Here is a 16,688-nt window from a genome sequence, read left to right on the forward strand (position 1 = left end):
GCCGACCGCTCCGATCAGATCGAGTTCTGCTTCACCAATCTCCATATTACTCCCCGGGACAGACGCTTCCCCGTATGTCTTGAAGCTAGGTCATTGCCACGTCGTCAGCAAGCACAAGCTAGTCCCAAATGGGATTAGCACTGCACCGCAGGCTCTGTCAGGGCAATGTGGCGGGACCCGCATGGCAGTGCTAGCCAGGGCGGATGAGCCGCAAATCCAGAGCCAAGCCGCCCAGCCCGTTCAGGTGTTTCAACTCGTCACCTGAGGTGATCCGCCTAGTGGTGATGATGTATGTCAGGTTTCCACTGTCGCTGCGGAACGTCGAGGACCTGCTGTTCGAGCGCGGGATTGACCTGTGCCACGAGACGGTGCGGATGTGGTGGAACCGTTTCGGGCCGATGTTCGCCGGCGACATCCGCCGCCAGCGGGTTAGCCGGATGAAGGGCTTCAGGCAGTGGCGCTGGCACCTCGACGAGATGTACGTGAAGCTGAATGGCGAGATGGTCTACCTGTGGCGAGCGGTCGACCAGGAAGGCGAAATCCTCGAGAGTTTCGTGACCAAACGACGCGACAAGGAAGCGGCCCTGTCCTTCATGAAGAAGGCACTGAAGCGCCACGGCTCGCCCGAGGCGATCACCACCGATGGGTTGGCTTCATACAAGGCTGCGATGAAGGTTCTCGGCAACACCGAGAAGCAGGAGATCGGCCGTTGGGCCAACAACCGGGTCGAGAACAGTCACTTGCCGTTCCGACGACGAGAGCGGGCGATGCTCCGGTTTCGACAGATGAAGTCATTACAGAAGTTCGCCTCGGTCCATGCCAACGTCCACAACCACTTCAACCAGGAACGCCACCTCATCGATCGCCAGACCTACAAGCTTCGCCGCTCGGCCGCATTGGTCGAGTGGCAGTCGCTTATGGGTTGAGGTTTCGCACCAAAAGCCAAAGTTGCGCGAAACGGAGACGAGTTGCGATTAGACTGACAGCACCGTCGCAGCGGCGGCATGCCCCAACCACCGCACGCGTCATAACGAGATCGATCAGTAATTCGCGCATCAACATTTCATTTATGCGCCACATTATCGCATATCTTGACGTCCTCTGTCCCTCGCTGTTATGTGCTCGAGTAAAGGTTTCAGCAGCGCGCATGAACATACATTTGCACTAGTCTGACGGGGAGAAAATTAGATGCCTGGTACGGGAGTCAATCGCCGCAACAAGGGTGTCCTGCAAGGTTTGACGCTGGCTGCAGCGGCGGGGGTGGCAGCACTCTCCATCCTGACAGTCGGACCCGTTGGGCCGCTATCGGCGCAAACTGTCGTCTCGACCGATAACCCGTCGGGGGCAATCGGATTGCGCCGTCTCAACGAGGCCCAATATGGGCGGAGCATTGAGCAGGTCTTTGGTTCCGGCATCACCATTCCTGGCCGCTTCGAGCCATCGCTGCGCGAGAAGGGCTTGCTGGCGATTGGTGAGGCCCATGTTACAGTGACGGGCTCCGGCTTCGAGCAGAACGAATTGCGCGCCCGGCAGATCGCTGCGCAGGCGTTCAAGGAAAAGCGTGTCGCGTTTGCTTGCGATGATGCGTCGAGCGCTTTTGACGATGCCTGCGCGCAGACTTTCATCCGCGATCTTGGTCGGCAGCTCTATCGCCGGCCGCTGACCGAAGCCGAAGTGGCCTCGATTGCCGCTCTTGCCCGCACCGCCGCCGGCAAGAGCGGATCGATGGCGCGCGGGCTGCAAGCTGCGCTCGAACGCATCCTGGTGTCTCCTAACTTCATCTTCCGCATCGAGCGGACGGTGGCGGACCCGGCCGCGCCGGGCGGGCGGCGGCTGGACGATTATTCGCTGGCGACGCGCATCAGCTTCCTTTTGTGGGATGCCCCGCCGGACAAGGCCTTGCTCGATGCGGTGGCTCGGGGTGATCTGCGTGATCCGGTGAAAACCGGCCGACTGATCGATGCGATGCTGGCGTCCCCGCGATTCGAGCAGGGCACGCGCGCCTTCTTCTCGGACATGTTCGGCTATGACCAGTTTCAGGGCCTCGCCAAGGACCAGGCGATCTATCCTAAGTTCAATTCATCGCTCGCCCGCGACGCGCAGGAGCAGTCACTGCGGACCATCGTTGACCTGCTGCTGACGAACCGGGGCGATTACCGGGACCTGTTCACCACTCGCAAGACGTTTGTGACCCGCAGCCTTGGGGCGCTTTACCGGGTGCCGGTGCCGGCGACCGCCTTTGATGGCTGGGCACCCTATACCTTCCCGGCGAGCGAACCACGCAGCGGCATTCTCAGCCTCGCCGGCTTTCTCATGCTCGACCCGACTCACGAAGGCCGCTCGTCACCGACCATCCGCGGCAAAAGCGTGCGCGAACTGCTGTTGTGCCAGCTGGTGCCGCAGCCACCGGCCAACGTGAACTTCCAGCTGGTTCAGGACGTTGCGAACCCGCTTTACCGCACGGCGCGCCAGCGGCTGACCGTGCATCAGGAAAGCCCGGCCTGCGCCGGCTGCCACAAGCTGACCGATCCGATCGGGCTCTCGCTCGAGAATTACGATGCGGTGGGCAATTACCGCACGCACGAGAATAGCGCGCTGATCGATGCTTCGGGCACCTTTGAAGGCAAACCTTACGTCGGTCTGCTCGGCCTCGCGGGGCGGCTGCGCGAAAGCGAGGCGGTACCGAGTTGTCTGGTGCGCCGGGCGTTCGAATATTCTGTGGGACGTGAGGCAGCGGAGGCGGATACGGCCGTGCTCGAGCAGTCAGCGGCCCGCTTCGCCTCCGGCGGTTACCGGTTCCCTGCACTGATGAAGAGTCTGGCGATGAGCGATGCGATCTGCGCAGTCGCGCTGCTGTCGCCGGTTAGAACGACATACAAAAATGCAGGTCAGGCGGAAGGAAAATCACGATGAGCAAGTGGTCCAGGCGCAGCTTGCTGCAAGGAATGTTGCGCGGGGCGAGCGTCGCCGTGGCGCTGCCGCTGTTCGACATGCTCCTTGACGGCAATGGCGAGGCGCTGGCCAGCGGCGCGCCGATCCCGACGCGGTTCGGTACCTGGTTCTGGGGCTGCGGGGTCAATACCGCCCGCTGGTTCCCCAGCAAGCTTGGCAAGGATTACGACCTCAAGCCGGAACTGTCGCCCATCGGTGACCTGCGCAGCAAGGTGTCGGTCTTTTCCAACTTCAACTGCGTGCTCGATGGCAAGCCGAACCTCGTCCATTGGTCGGGTGTGATGGCGACGATGTCGGGCGCGGCGCCGCTGACCGGTGGCGTTACGGGCGGGACGAGCCTGCTGCCAACACTCGATTGCCTGATTTCCGATCACATCGGCGGCAATACCCGCTTCCGCTCGCTCGAACTGGCCTGCACCGGGCAATCGAATGTCAGCTATTCGATGCGCGCCGGCTCGACCGTGAACCCCAGCGAGGTTGATCCGGTTCAGCTCTATCGCCGCATGTTCGGCGCTGAATTCCGCGATCCCAACAAGGCGGAATTCACGCCGGACCCGGAAGTGATGCTCCGGCAAAGTGTCCTCAGCTCGGTCAAGGACGAGCGCGAGGACCTGATGCGCTCATTGGGAGCGGCCGACCGGCAGCGCGCTGACCAGTATTTCACTTCCGTCAGGCAGGTCGAGCAGCAGCTCGGTAAGCTGCTCGAAAAGCCCGAACCGGCGCAGGCCTGCGTGCTTCCCACCGAACCCGGCAAGCGCGAGCTGGGGCCGACGTGGGACGTGGCCACGCGCACGCACGACTTGCTGGGGCAGCTGCTGGTGATGGCACTCGCCTGCAACCAGACGCGTGTGTTCAACATGGCCTTGTCCAACGCGGGATCGAACCTGCGCAAGCCCGGTGATCCGGTTGCCTTCCATGAATTGACGCACGAAGAGCCGGTCGATGAAAAGCTCGGCTACCAGCCCAAGGCGACGTTCTTCATCGAGCGCAGCATGGAGACGCTCGCCTCGATGCTCAAGATGATGGACGGCGTGAAAGAAGGGGCAGGGACGCTGCTCGACAACAGCCTGGTGCTGGCCACTTCCGAAAGCAATTTCGCCAAGATCCACTCGGTCGACAACCTGCCGATCCTTGTCGCCGGTTCCGCCGGCGGACGCTGGAAGCAGGGGCAGCATATCAGCGGCAATGGCGATCCCAGCTCGCGGGTCGGCCTGACCATCCAGCAGGTCATGGGAATGCCGGTCACCGAATGGGGCGACGGCGCAATGAAGACCAGCAAGCCGATTTCGGAGGTCATGGCATGAAGGTTCCGATGAGACTGATCGCAGCCGCCATGCTGGCTAACTGCTTGCCCGCTGCCGCAAACGCCCAAGCTTCGGCCGCGCCCGCGATTTCGCCCGAAGGCATGGTCGGACCGGCGCTTTACGTCACCGATCCCGCGCGTTCGCTGAAGTTCTACACTGAAGGGCTGGGCATGAAGCTGCGGATGCGCTTTGGCCCGGCGGACCGTCCGGACATGGTGGTCGGCTTTGGACCAAACCCGGCGGAGGCGGGGATCATGTTTGTCACTGACAAGACCGGTCCTATCCGCCCGATTGCACATGCTCACGGCTTTGACCGCATCGCGATGCGGATGCCCGATCTGGCCGGCGTTGCCGCGCGGCTGGAGCGGCTGGGGTTCAAGGGTGGCGAGATCAAGCTCGTCCACGGCGCGATCCGGATGATGATGGTGACCGATCCGGATGGCTACCGGCTCGAACTGATCGAAACACCTGGGAAGCCCGCGTCGTGATTGGCGCCCGCTCCCTGCCCTCGATTGCGCTTGTGGCAAGCCTGCTCGCCAGCACTCCCGCGCGGGCCGATTACATCGGTCCCAGCTATGTCGAAATTCCCGGCGTCGATGGCGGCGCGCGGCATCCTGTCTTTCGGAACTGGGTGCAGGCCGAGGCGAATTACTGGACGAGCCGCCCGGCACGGCGTGAAATTCGCGGCATTTCCGGCAAGGAAAGCGGGCTGAAATTCACCGGGCCAACCTCACCGGCCAGCGGGCCTTCGATGCTGGCGCTGTCCGTGGCGAAGAACAGCCCCGGGCTCGCCCGGCTCATGGAAATCTGCCGCAGCGGCACGGTTCTCGCGCAAGTAGGTTATGCCGAATCCGCAGACCTTGCCCGGCATATCCAGGAACATGGCCCGCGCCCTGCGGATGTGCCTGAATTTTACCGTTATACGCTCAGCAACGTGCGCCTGTCGTGCCCGGTTGCCGAAGGCGCGCCCGAGCAGGCCTTTGCCTTGAACTTCGAGGGCATCACGCGGATCAACCATGCGCCGCAGCCAAAACCCCGGGTGATCACGACCAAGCCCGCCGTCCTGCCGCCTGCGCCCAAGGGCGGGGAGGGGCGGACCTTCCTCGTCTCGTGGTTTGCGCCGATTGCCGATGCCAATGACCGGCAGTGCCTGCAGATGAACCGCAAGCCGACGCAGGACGAATACTATGCGCTGATGTCGCCTGAGCGCGCGGCGCAGCAGAAGGCTGCCCTGGCCAGCAAGGGCGGCGCCAACACCGTAGTCCTGCCCTATCGCGGCCCGGACGAGATGAACGTCATCCTGCTCCCCGGTATCGTTGCCGATCCCGGCCATGTCGCCCCGCAGGCAGACATCGTTCGCGGGTTCGATCTGGACGGCAACGACGGCACGGCCCCGTTCCCGGCAAGTACCCGGCCGCACCCGAACTATACCTCTCCCGATGGGCGCAAGGGCATCGATAACCAGCTTTTCACCGTGCAGGGCTGCATCGCCGGCTGGCGCCGCAATGGCTTCCTGCCGATGATCGGCAACGAACTGCGCCGCGCCGGCGGCCTGTCGATGCTGGTCGATGTCAGCAGCGTCGAAGACTGGCGCAATGACGACGATGTTGCGGTGACCTTGCTCTACAGCGCCGATCCGATGAAGCGCGATGGCAGCTCCAAGATCGTCCTGCCGGATTACTCGTTCCGGGTGAATGCCAATCCCGAGTTCTCGCAAAGTTTCGCGCGCTTTCGCGGCAAGATCGTGAATGGCGTGCTGACCACCAACGCCCATCCGAAAGTCACGATGCACGAAGGGCCGGCCACCACCTGGACCCTGGCCGAAGCGAGGATGCGGATCGAGTTTGGCGAGGACGGCACGATGAAGGCTGTGCTCGGCGGCTACCGCGATTGGCGCAAATATCTCTCGTCGGCCTTCTTTCAGGCATCCGACTACGAGAACACCATCGGCTTCAACAGTCCGGGAATGTACAACGCCGTGCGCCGCGCCGCCGATGGACTGAAGGACCCGATCAGCGGAGAATACACCGGAATTTCGGCGGCCTATGAAATCGAAGGCATCCCGGCGTTCATTCCGCCCGAAGACCGGCAGGCGCTGGGCAAGGGCGGACAGTTCAAGGCGCGCAAGTAGCTTTGCAAAGCCGCCCCTGCTTGGGCATAGGAAGCTAATGCATTCAAGCCGCGCCATAGAGAGGATGTCGAAGCCCGACGATGCCCGCGCGCTGCGGTCGCGGCAGGCGCTGCGCAATGGCTTGCTTGACCTGTTGGGCGAACGCCCGCTGCATGAAATCACGATTCGCGATATCACCGGCCGTGCGGGAGTCAGCTACCCGGTGTTTTTCCGCCGCTATGGCAGTAAGGAAGAACTGCTGGCCGAGGTCGCGGCTGAGGAAGTGCGCAACCTGATGGCGCGCACCTATCCGGTGCTTGAAGCCGAAGGCCCGGACGCCAGCCTTGGCGCGATTTGCGCGCATATTCAGGCGAACCGGGCGCTGTGGACGTCGCTGCTCACCACCGGCGCCGCGCCGGCCATGCGCGAAGAATTTGCCCGCCTCTCAGCCGAATACGGGGTCACCGGGCCGCGCGCCAATCCGTGGCTGCCGGTGCCGCTGGCCTCGGCTTTCGTCAGCGCAGGTATTTTCGAGATCCTCGTCTGGTGGCTGGCGCAGCCCGAGGACTATCCCGTGCAGAACGTCATCGCTTTCCTCAATCACCTCGTCGTGCAGCCGACCATCTTTGCCAAAGAGATCAAGCTGGTGTGATTGAAGCTGGCGCGTGCGCCCCTCAATCGTCGCCGTTGCAGCCGTCCTCATGCGCCATCCAGTGGACAAATCGGTGCAGCGGATACATCGCATCGTGCGGATTGCCGATGGTTGAAGGCCCTGCCTCTCCCAGCCTGACCGTCCGCTGCGCGCCACCACTGGCTAGACGGTCGCGCAGCTGCGGAATACGGCTGAACGGCCAGACGCCGACGGTCTGCGTGGCGACATTGACGTATTTCATCGCCTTCATCAGGTCATCGACGCGGACCACGTTCGCGGTCTTGCGCAGGGGGTGGAAGTCCACCGGCTCGTCAGAGCGGATGGCAATGCCGCGCCCATCGGAGGCACCGAACACGGCATAGTCCTCGTCCATCAGGCGCAGGGTGTCGATTTCTTCCTTGAGCGCCATGTCGAGCGGACGCGGCTGGCCTTCGCCGGTCCGGTCAATCCGCAGCCGTTCGGCCAGCGCGCGGGCGTAGCGATCGGCCTGGTCCTGATCCGCCTCGATGAAGGTGAAGCGGCTGCACACGCAGGCTTCCTGATTGAGGATCGAGACGTCCTGAGCATTGAGTTCGGCGGCCTGGGCCAGCGATTCCTCGTCGGCAAACACCTCGCGCCCGACCATCGAGATCGACGTCTTGGGGTCGAACGACACCAATTGAAAGCCCGGGCCGATGTACTTCATCACATTGCCGATGGCGTCACCGCCGCCCCAGGCGACCAGCTTGTCGAAATACTGCGGGCGGTAGAGCACGAGCTCCACGGCCTCATCGCCGCCACGCCAGTAAACGGCTGACATCGATCGCAGGACAGGATGTTCGGGATCAACTTCGGCCATGATTTGGAGGAACATGACCGTGGTGAACGGATCGGCGGACGGCATCTTGAACAGGTTGACCGCCTTGACCAGCGCCCCCTGCGCCAGCGAGCGGATGCCCATGCCGGGCGAATTGCCGGGCAGCACGTGGATCAGCCGCGGGGGATAGGCACGGACAAAGCTGCGGCGCCCGGTATGGTCGGCCTGCGGCACCCATTCATCGAGCACCTTGGGGTTGGCGAAATTCTTCTCCACCACTTCCATCATCGATTGGCGGTCGAGATAGGAGGCAGCTTCGCGGATGGCTCCGGCGACCACGGCATGCGGTTGCAGGCTGACCCGCGTCATGCGCTCGATGCAAGCCTCGACCGCCGGGTTGCCCTTGGCCAGCAGCTTCTGTCCGGCTTCGGTGAGGAAATCCATGATCTCGGCCAGCGGCACATTGAGCAGAGGCGGCAGTTCGGTGCGCGGATGGACCAGCGCGTTCAGGTGCAACTCGGGCGTGGCAAAGGCAACGCCAAGATCGCGCGACCGGTGGATCGTGTCCTGCCCTTCAACCAGCTTGCCGCGAACGAAAAACGGGGCCGGCTGCGGCGTGTCTTGGATGTCCATGTCAGGCTTCCTCTCAGGGCGTTTTTCAGGTCAGGCCGCGAACATAGGCATCAACCGTGCCGGCGCAGCCGATCTTGTCGTCGCCTTCCAGATCGGCGTAGCGGACGATCGAATCGCGGATCGACGGTGAGGCGGCTCCGCAGGCGCAGGGGCTGAAATCAACCTCGATCTGATCGCCCGAAATGACCCCGCCCCAGCGGCCGTCCATCGACAGGTCAAAGAACGCTGCGCGGCCCTGAACCTCGCCTTGGTCAAGTGGCAGCAACGTACTGCCTTCCTTGTCGAGTGGCAGGCAAACTAGCCATGCCGGCACGTGATAGCGCCCGCCGGCCTGACAGCGCGGCATCGATGTCTGGATCTCCTGCATGCCGTACATCTGGTAAGTATAGGCGGGCGAGAGATTGAAGGTCTCGTAGATGAATTCCTTGTAGTCGGCCGGCACCCGCGCGCGCTTCAGCCCGCCGCCAAGGAAAACGCCGTTTTCGGGGTTGAAGTCCTTGCCGGAAAAGCCCCGGCTGCGCACTTCGGCGGCCAATTGGTACAGCGGCCCCCACATGGCCATGATCATCAGACGGTCGCCGCGCCGCGCGAGGATGTCATCCGCCGCCCGCCCCAAGGCGCCATCCTGCGCAGCTTGCCGCTGGGCGGATTCGCGCTCGTACTCGGCAATCTCCTCGGGTAGCGCCGAGCCATCGGCCACGGCCTTGCGCAGCGCGATCATGCGTGAAATCGACCCCACAGTGATCGGCGCAGCATCCGACGGCGGCGACAGCTTGGCAAAGTCCGCGAAGGCGCCAATCAGCGCCGTGCCGGTGGCCGTATTGCGCGGCGAATGCGCGGTCGCGCCAAAGCTGGCGACGGTGCGCTTGTCGCCTGCGCGGATAGCAGAGCCCCACTGGACCGCCTCGACGCCTTCACGGGCGGCAAAGTCGAGATCGGCGCGACTTGCGTTCAGCACTGCTGGCTTGCCGGTCGTGCCGCTTGAGCAGGACACGAAATGGCCAGCATCACCGCAAGCGTTGACCCAGTCGTCCATGTCGGCAACTTCACTGAGGTCGACGGTGTCGGTCGGATAGGCCGAGACCGTCCCCAGCCAGCGGGTGAGCCGGTCCCAGCGTTTGTCAGCAAGGAATGACTCTGGATAGCTCTTGTAGGCGGTGTGCGGCAGCAGCAGCGGCACAACGTCTTCAAGACTGCGAATTTCCGTGATGCCAGCTTCATCAGCGCGCAGGCGCAGCAGCTTGATCCGATCAACTGCAGACTGGAACCGTTCGTTCAGTGCGGCGATTTGCGTCTCGCGCAGATCAAGCGCCGAAACATCAAAACCAGTTCGCGACGGCATGTGGGCCAACAGGCGCTCGACGTTCTCTCTCACGGCATTCTCTCCCTGATTCGTTGGGGACAGCTTACAGAGGTATTTACGTTATACAATGGAATATATAATGGTGTCGCTAATCAAGCAGGAGAGCAGAAATGGCGAACTACGGAAAGCCCGCGATAACAGCGCAATACTCACGGCAGGACGGGCGAACAGCCGTCGTCACTGGCACAGGCGGGCTTGGATTCGAGGTCGCGACTAAGCTCGCCGACCTCGGCGCGCGCGTGATTATCGCCGGTCGCAATGCGCAGAAAGGGCACGATGCAGTGGCCGGGATCGCCGCGGCAGTCCCGGGCGCTGAACTGCGCTTCGAAGTGCTCGACCTTGCCGCGCTGGCTTCTGTCAAAGACTTCACCGGGCGGATGATTGCACAAGGCGGGTCGATTGACCTGTTGGTCAATAATGCCGGGATCATGTCGCCGCCCCAGCGGCGGGTAACGGTCGACGGTTTCGAAGCGCAGTTTGCCACCAACCATCTCGGCCATTTTGCGCTGACGGCGGGATTGTTGCCGCTGTTGCGGAAGTCCGGCTCGGCCAGGGTGGTGAGCGTGACAAGCATTGCCCATCGCTATGGCCGGATGGACTTCGATGATTTGCAGTGTGAGCGCAAATATCAGCCGGGGGTTGCCTATTGTCGCTCTAAACTCGCCGTGGCGCTTTTCGCCCGCACCTTGCACCAGCGCGCCCGGGCACAGGGCTGGGCGCTGGCCAGCATGGCGGCCCATCCCGGATTCGCCGGAACCAACCTGTTCGCGGCCGAGGGTGGGCCGAAGAGCTTCATGACGCTGCTGTCCACCCGCCTGCTCGTTCCCCTGCTCGGGCACTCGGCTGCGGCCGGGGCTGATCCGATCCTGCACGCCAGCCTGTCGCCGCACGCTGAGAGTGGACGGCTTTATGGGCCTACCGGCTTTCTGGAGATGAGAGGCGCCACGGACGAATGCCCATACGGTGCCAGCGCGCTTGACGATGAGGCCGGAGAGCGGCTGTGGCGGCTATCCGAGGAACTGGCCGGGGTCTCCTTCGGTGCGTGATACAGCCGCCTATGGCTCCCTGTCAGGCACCGAGCAGTTGCCTTTGATCACCGCCAAGCCATCGCCGCCCCTGCCAGTGGGAATACGGCGCAGCACCTTGCCGGCGCGCAGGTCCACCTCGGCAATTTGATCGCTGCCGGTCTCGGCGACATAGGCAAGGCGCGAATTGTTGCTGATGGCGATCGTCACCTGCATCGCCTTTGCCGATCCGCTGAGCTTGATCGTCCGCAGCGGGCGCCGCGATCGCACGTCGAACAGGCTGAGGGTGCCGGATTGAAAGTTCGACGCCACGGCGGTCTTGCCGTCCGGGGTCATGGCCAGCCGAATGGCGAAGGGGTCGGTGGGCAGCGTCGCGGCAAGTTTGCCCGTGGCCAGATCGATCACCCGTACGCGCGGGCCAGAATGGTCACCAACCCAGAGATCCTTGCCGTCGCGGGTGATCGCGATGGCCTCGGGATTTCCGCCGGTGGCTATATCGCGCAGTTTAACCATGCGATCCAGATCGATGACGGTCACCGATCCCGACAGGATATTGGCCACATGGGCGCGCCGCCCATCGGGTGAGACTGCCAACATGTGCGATCCGCGCTGACCTGTCGCAACCGAGGTGAAGCTAAGGTCACGCGGATCGATCAGCGCGACCGAATTGCTGCGATCGAAAGTCACGGCGATTCGGCCAGCGGAGATCCAGGCAATGCCATGAGGGCCGGCATTGGGCGCGAGGTCGATGCGGCGAACCAGCCGTTGCTCGCGGATATTGAACAGGTCGATTGATGTGCCGCCATAAGCGACGACAGCGGCTTGCCTGCCATCCGGGGAAATCGCAATTTCGTGCGGGGCCTTGCCTGTGCTGACCCGGGCGCAGAGCTTGCCCGATTTCAGGGAGATGAAGCTGACGGTATCTTCGCCCTTGTTGCCAACGATCAGCACATCTGCCGATGCGGGGCCGCTGACAATTGCCGCAAACAGGAGTGAGGAGACGAGGTTCCTGAGGCGCATGCCGTATCTCCCAAATTCACCAATGCTGGTCGCATCTTGAAACACCCGTGGGCCGAGTAGAGGCGCAGGCTTGCATAAATGCCTGTTTCTGCGCCAGAGCAGGCTCATGCCTGAAACAGCTCGCCCTCGCCGTGGAATAAGCGATAGTGTGTCGCATAACCGTCCGACGCCGTCATCGTCAAGGTCGAAGGACCTGCGTGCGGTGAGGTCCGGGCAGGCGCTGCGTGAGGCGCTGCTGGCCCTGTTGCCGAACACGGCATTTGACCAGATCACCGTTCGCGACATCTGCAATCAGGCCGGCATCCATTATGCCACCTTCTTTCGCCATCATGAAACGAAGGAAGCGCTGCTCAACGATATTGCCAAAGAGCAGATCCGCGAACTCAACAATCTCACGCTCGCCATCCGCGAGGCTGACAGTTACGAAGCCGGGTTCCGGGCACTCTGCCAATTCGTCGCCGACCACCGGACCCTATGGGCGATCCTGCTAAACGGCGGGGCTGCCTCGGCCATGCGCGAGGAGTGGCTGCACCAGTCACAACTGGTGGCCGCGCAGGAACCGCAAGTGAACAGCTGGCTACCTAAAGAGCTCGGCACAATCTGCGCCGCCACGCTGATTGCCGAAACTCTTGCCTGGTGGGTGGCCCAGCCCGAAGGCGCATACAGCGTCGAGGCCGTGGCACAGATCCTCTACCGCCTGCTTGTCACTTCGGTCATCAGCCCCGATTGACCGCGGCGGGTCATTCTCTCTCCACAACGACATTGCACCCTTCCGATTTATGCGCCATATTGGCGCATAAGTGTTGTAGCTGAGCTCGCTTGCCCGGATGATTCCGGGCACGGCCGGCTGGCGCGCCGGGAGATTGCAGAGTGACCAAGCTTGAAGACCGCGACTATTTCACCGATTTCGAAATTGCCCGCGAACCTTATGCGTTCTTCGATGCCGTTGCCCAGCACGGGCCGGTCTATCGGCCCGAGGGACGCGACTACCTGATCGTCACGGGGTTCGACGAGGCGGTGGAGATCTTCAACAACCACCGCGATTTCTCGGCCATCATCGGCCTTGCCGGCGCCGCCACACCGCTGCCGTTCGTACCGCAAGGGCCGGACATTACCGATCAGATCGAAGCGCACCGGTCGCAGTTTCTCGGCGGGGATCTCGTCGTGAACCTTGATGACGATGCTCATACCCGGCTGCGGGGATTCATGAACCGGCTGTTCACGCCCTCGCGGCTCAAGGCGAACGAGCAATTCATCGCGGCCTATTCGCAGCAGATGATCCGCCGGGTAGTCAGCCAGGGCCAATGCGACCTGATCAAGGAAATCGCGACACCCTTCGTCACCATCGTCATCGCCGACTTGCTCGGCGTTCCGGAAGAGGATCGCGACACCTTCATGGCGATGATCGAGGCTTCGCCCGCCCCCGGCAATCTCGACAGCAGTCTGAACGACCTGTCGCGCACCGATCATCCGATGCTGGCCATGGCGGGCTATTTCGCACGCTACATCATGGAGCGTCAGGCCGCCCCGCGTGAGGATATCCTCTCGGAACTCGCCCATGCCGAATATTCCGACGGCACCAAGCCGACCATGGTGGACCTGATCTCGCTCGGCACCTTCATGTTCGGCGCAGGTCAGGATACGAGCGCGAAGCTGCTGGGCAATGCGGTGCGCTATATCGTCGACGTGCCGGGCCTGCAGGACAAGCTGCGCGCCGATCCCTCGCTGATCCCCGCGATGATTGAGGAAGTGCTGCGGCTGGAAGGATCGACCAAGCAGACCGCCCGGCTGGTCCGCCGCGATACCCGCATCGGTGGCCGCGAAGTGAAAGCCGGCACGCGCATCCTGCTCGCTATTTCGGCGGCGAACCGCGACGCTAATCGCTGGCAGGAACCTGACGCATTCAATCTGGACCGACCCAGGATCAAGGAACACGTCGCGTTTGGCCGCGGCAAGCATACCTGCGCGGGGGCGCCGCTTGCACGCGTGGAAGTGCGCGTCATTCTGGAGCAGTTGCTCAAGCAGACCTCGCTTATCGAGATCGATGAAGGGCATCACGGACTGCCGGGCACCCGCACTTTCGAATTCGAACCCAGCTTCATCATTCGCGGCCTGTCCCACCTGCACGTGAAGTTCACACCGGCGGAGGCGGCAGGTTGAGCAGCGTGTTTGCTGGCCAGTCTGCCCTAGTCTGCGGCGGAGCGGGCGGGCTCGGCGGAGCGACCGCGCGGCGGCTCGCCGGACTGGGCATGGGCGTGGTCATCTTCGAGCCCGATTCCGACCGGGCAAGCGCGTTTGCCAGGGAGCTTGGTCCGCTGGCCGTGGCTGTGGCCGGAAGCCACGGCGATGATGACGCGATCCACCGGGCGATCGGCGAGGCGCTGCGGATCGGCAATTTTCGCCTCTGCGTGAATGCCGCCGGGGTCGCGATCAATTCTCCGGCCATGGCCGATGCGAGCGGCGTGCCGCATGGCATGGATGTCTTCCGCGAGATGCTTGAGCTGCATCTGATGGGCCCGTTCAACGTCTCTCGGCTCTGCGCCGCAGCCTTTGCCGCGAATGAACCGGACGGTGATGGCGGGCGCGGGCTGATCATCAACACGGCCTCGACCGCGGCCTATGATGGACAGGCGCGGCAGGTTGCTTATGCGGCGGCCAAGGGCGCTATCGTCAGCATGACGACCGCCATGGCCCGCGATCTTGCGGAGATCGGCGTGCGGGCAAATGCGATCGCGCCCGGCCCGATCCTCACGCCTCGTCTCGCCGCCGCACCTTATGCCATCAAGACGGCGCTTACGGCAAACGTCGCCTTTCCCAAGCGGTTCGGCCATGCCGACGAATATGCCAGCCTGGTCGAGGCGATGATCCGCACGCCTTTCCTCAATGGACAGACGATCCGGTTGGATGGCGGCCTTTCAACGCCGCTGACAACATTCGCAGCGTCTCCTCGGGGCTGAGGAATAACCAAATTTCCCGGCGCAGCCTCCTATGCAATATTGTGTTGCATAAAGTGCCTTGCAGATTTATGCGTCACCACACAGCATAAAAATTCTGCCGAGCAACAACTGCCGGCAATTTCGAGGGAGGGGAAATATGCGAGTTTTGCGTTCCATGGCGCTGGCGGGGATCAGCCTGCTGGCCGTTTCGGCTCCGGCATTTGGCCAGACGGCCGATAATTCGGAAAACGAAGGTTTCAACGACGATACCATCATCGTCCAGGCTCGCCGCCGCGATGAAAGCGTGCAGGACGTGCCGCTGGTCGTCAACGCGGTCACCTCGGAGCAGCTCGGCAAGCTGAACATCCGCGACGTGCGCGAAATCACTTCGGTCGTTCCGGGTCTGTCGCTGGTGTCGAACTCCAACGGTATCGGTTCATCGTCGTCGATGCGCGGCGTCAATCATGACGTGAACGTGTCGGGCAACAACGGCACGATCCAGTATTACGTCAACAACTCGCCGGCCAGCTCCAACCTCGCGCTGCAGGCGATCTTCGACATCAGCATGATCTCGGTGGAACGTGGCCCGCAGGGTACGTTGCGCGGCCGTTCGACCCCGTCGGGTGCGATTAATATCGACTGGCGCAAGCCCAACATGAGCGAGCCCGGCGCGTCGATTTCGCTGACCGGTGGCTCGGGCCACACGCGCAACGTCCAGTTCGGCGTCGGCACGCCGATCATCAAGGACGTGCTTGCCGTCCGCGTTGCCGGTCTGGTCGATGAAGGGCAGGGCAACCGCATTTTTAGCGTCAACAACACCACCCCGCCGAAGACCAAGACCGAAGCTATCCGTGCTTCGTTGGCATTCGAGCCGGCGGACTGGTTCAAGGCCGGCGTTACCTATCAGGGCATGCGCTACAAGGCGCTGCAGTACGATCAGGTGGAGTCAATGAGCCAGGTCGTCTCCGGCTTTGCCCTGCCGGCCGCCCAGCAGTCGATCACTGCAAACATCGCGCCCTTCGGCGTGCCTTCACTCGGCACATCGCCTGCAGGTAATTACGCTACGATCACCCTCGCGGACCGCAAGGCCGTGATGTTCACGCCGCGCTTTGTCGAGACCAACTTCCAGTTCTGGCAGTGGAATGCGGAAGTCAACTTTGCCGGGCAGCGGCTGATCTATGTCGGATCGGACACCCAGACGCAGTTTCACCCGACAACCAATTCGGACCCGGGTGCGATCTGGCCGACGCTGGTGCTACAGCAGGATACCAGAACCTCAAGCAGCGACCGCACGCATGAAATTCGCCTGCAGAACGACGAGCGCGTGGCCGGGATCTTCGATTACGTGATCGGCTATTTCAACCAGAAGGGCGGTTCGACAACCGAGCTGACCTCGCAGACCGTGCTTGAAGGCTATGCTCCGATCTTTGCCGGCACGGGCAATCTGCAGCTGTTCAAGGTGGCCAACATCGTCAATGCCACGCCGATCTATCTGGCACCGGGCACGGGCAAGGAATCGTCGTTCTTCGGCAACATCACAGCCCACATTGGTGAACAGACCGAAATCTCGGGCGGCCTGCGCCGGATCAACTTCAAGAACAACGCGCTCGGCCTGTACATCAGTTGCACTCCGGCCACTTTTGCGGCTGGCTCGTGCACCGTCACACCGAACACCAACAACAGTTACGATATCTCGAAGACCGTTTACAGCGCCACGCTGCGCCACAAGTTTACCGATGATCTGATGGTCTATGCTGCAACCGGCAGTTCGGCGCGTCCGCCAGTGCGGGCAATCGGCGACTTCTCGATCTCCTATTCGCCGCTGGAAATCGCGCACACCACGTTCGGCGCGGAAACGTCAAAGTCCTATGAAGTTGGCTTCAAGTCGAACCTGCTC

General features: G+C 62.6%; 14 protein-coding genes. 11 read left to right on the forward strand and 3 right to left on the reverse strand.

Annotated elements, in window-relative coordinates; translation table 11 throughout:
- Positions 1-203: 203 nt before the first annotated feature.
- From RMO89_RS19075 to RMO89_RS19100, 6 genes are all read left to right on the forward strand, one after another.
- The gene (locus RMO89_RS19075) at positions 204-926 is read left to right on the forward strand and encodes an IS6 family transposase (protein ID WP_310535157.1); all 723 of its coding nucleotides are present in this window, start codon (positions 204-206) and stop codon (positions 924-926) included.
- A 262-nt stretch (positions 927-1,188) separates the two neighbouring features.
- Positions 1,189-2,913 carry a DUF1592 domain-containing protein gene (locus RMO89_RS19080; protein ID WP_310535159.1) on the forward strand — a complete coding sequence of 575 codons (1,725 nt, stop codon included), beginning with the start codon at positions 1,189-1,191 and terminating at the stop codon, positions 2,911-2,913.
- Complete coding sequence (locus tag RMO89_RS19085) at positions 2,910-4,256, forward strand: DUF1552 domain-containing protein (RefSeq protein WP_310535161.1); 1,347 nt, start codon at positions 2,910-2,912, stop codon at positions 4,254-4,256. The genes RMO89_RS19080 and RMO89_RS19085 overlap by 4 nt, the downstream gene beginning before the upstream one ends.
- Positions 4,257-4,264: 8 nt before the next feature.
- Complete coding sequence (locus RMO89_RS19090; RefSeq protein ID WP_310535163.1) at positions 4,265-4,744, forward strand: VOC family protein; 480 nt, start codon at positions 4,265-4,267, stop codon at positions 4,742-4,744.
- On the forward strand, positions 4,741-6,387 hold the full coding sequence (locus RMO89_RS19095) for a hypothetical protein (RefSeq protein WP_310535164.1): 1,647 nt from the start codon (positions 4,741-4,743) through the stop codon (positions 6,385-6,387). The genes RMO89_RS19090 and RMO89_RS19095 overlap by 4 nt, the downstream gene beginning before the upstream one ends.
- 37 nt (positions 6,388-6,424) lie before the next feature.
- A complete protein-coding gene (locus RMO89_RS19100) occupies positions 6,425-7,018 on the forward strand; it encodes a TetR/AcrR family transcriptional regulator (protein ID WP_310535165.1) in 594 nt (197 codons plus the stop codon).
- A gap of 22 nt (positions 7,019-7,040) precedes the next feature.
- Here the strand turns inward: RMO89_RS19100 and RMO89_RS19105 are convergent, their stop codons facing one another.
- Positions 7,041-8,447 (reverse strand): acyl-CoA reductase, encoded by a 1,407-nt coding sequence (locus RMO89_RS19105; RefSeq protein WP_310535167.1) that lies wholly within the window; start codon positions 8,445-8,447, stop codon positions 7,041-7,043.
- A 25-nt stretch (positions 8,448-8,472) separates the two neighbouring features.
- On the reverse strand, positions 8,473-9,822 hold the full coding sequence (locus tag RMO89_RS19110) for a hypothetical protein (RefSeq protein WP_310535168.1): 1,350 nt from the start codon (positions 9,820-9,822) through the stop codon (positions 8,473-8,475).
- Between the two features lie 98 nt (positions 9,823-9,920).
- Here RMO89_RS19110 and RMO89_RS19115 point away from each other — a divergent pair, with 98 nt between their 5' ends.
- On the forward strand, positions 9,921-10,856 hold the full coding sequence (locus tag RMO89_RS19115; protein WP_310535169.1) for an SDR family oxidoreductase: 936 nt from the start codon (positions 9,921-9,923) through the stop codon (positions 10,854-10,856).
- Positions 10,857-10,865: 9 nt separating this feature from the next.
- Here the strand turns inward: RMO89_RS19115 and RMO89_RS19120 are convergent, their stop codons facing one another.
- Complete coding sequence (locus RMO89_RS19120) at positions 10,866-11,855, reverse strand: cytochrome D1 domain-containing protein (RefSeq protein ID WP_310535170.1); 990 nt, start codon at positions 11,853-11,855, stop codon at positions 10,866-10,868.
- 202 nt (positions 11,856-12,057) lie between these two features.
- Between RMO89_RS19120 and RMO89_RS19125 the strand changes: the two genes are divergently transcribed.
- The 4 genes from RMO89_RS19125 to RMO89_RS19140 form a co-directional block, all read left to right on the forward strand.
- On the forward strand, positions 12,058-12,585 hold the full coding sequence (locus tag RMO89_RS19125) for a TetR/AcrR family transcriptional regulator (RefSeq protein ID WP_310535171.1): 528 nt from the start codon (positions 12,058-12,060) through the stop codon (positions 12,583-12,585).
- A 140-nt stretch (positions 12,586-12,725) separates the two neighbouring features.
- Positions 12,726-14,015, forward strand: coding sequence for a cytochrome P450 (locus RMO89_RS19130; RefSeq protein ID WP_310535172.1), 1,290 nt, complete (start codon positions 12,726-12,728; stop codon positions 14,013-14,015).
- A gap of 5 nt (positions 14,016-14,020) precedes the next feature.
- Complete coding sequence (locus RMO89_RS19135; protein ID WP_310535175.1) at positions 14,021-14,812, forward strand: SDR family NAD(P)-dependent oxidoreductase; 792 nt, start codon at positions 14,021-14,023, stop codon at positions 14,810-14,812.
- 136 nt (positions 14,813-14,948) lie between these two features.
- Positions 14,949-16,688 (forward strand): TonB-dependent receptor domain-containing protein (locus RMO89_RS19140; RefSeq protein ID WP_310535173.1); only part of this gene is annotated, 1,740 nt, incomplete at its 3' end.

The sequence above is a fragment of the Novosphingobium sp. genome, from assembly GCF_031424035.1.
Taxonomy (GTDB): Bacteria; Pseudomonadota; Alphaproteobacteria; order Sphingomonadales; family Sphingomonadaceae; genus Novosphingobium.

Coding starts and splice junctions, on each gene's coding strand:
- RMO89_RS19115 (WP_310535169.1), top strand. CDS start 9,921: ATGGCGAACTACGGAAAGCCCGCGATAACAGCGCAATACTCACGGCAG.
- RMO89_RS19100 (WP_310535165.1), top strand. CDS start 6,425: ATGCATTCAAGCCGCGCCATAGAGAGGATGTCGAAGCCCGACGATGCC.
- RMO89_RS19090 (WP_310535163.1), top strand. CDS start 4,265: ATGAGACTGATCGCAGCCGCCATGCTGGCTAACTGCTTGCCCGCTGCC.
- RMO89_RS19120 (WP_310535170.1), bottom strand. CDS start 11,855: ATGCGCCTCAGGAACCTCGTCTCCTCACTCCTGTTTGCGGCAATTGTC.
- RMO89_RS19075 (WP_310535157.1), top strand. CDS start 204: ATGAGCCGCAAATCCAGAGCCAAGCCGCCCAGCCCGTTCAGGTGTTTC.
- RMO89_RS19105 (WP_310535167.1), bottom strand. CDS start 8,447: ATGGACATCCAAGACACGCCGCAGCCGGCCCCGTTTTTCGTTCGCGGC.
- RMO89_RS19080 (WP_310535159.1), top strand. CDS start 1,189: ATGCCTGGTACGGGAGTCAATCGCCGCAACAAGGGTGTCCTGCAAGGT.
- RMO89_RS19085 (WP_310535161.1), top strand. CDS start 2,910: ATGAGCAAGTGGTCCAGGCGCAGCTTGCTGCAAGGAATGTTGCGCGGG.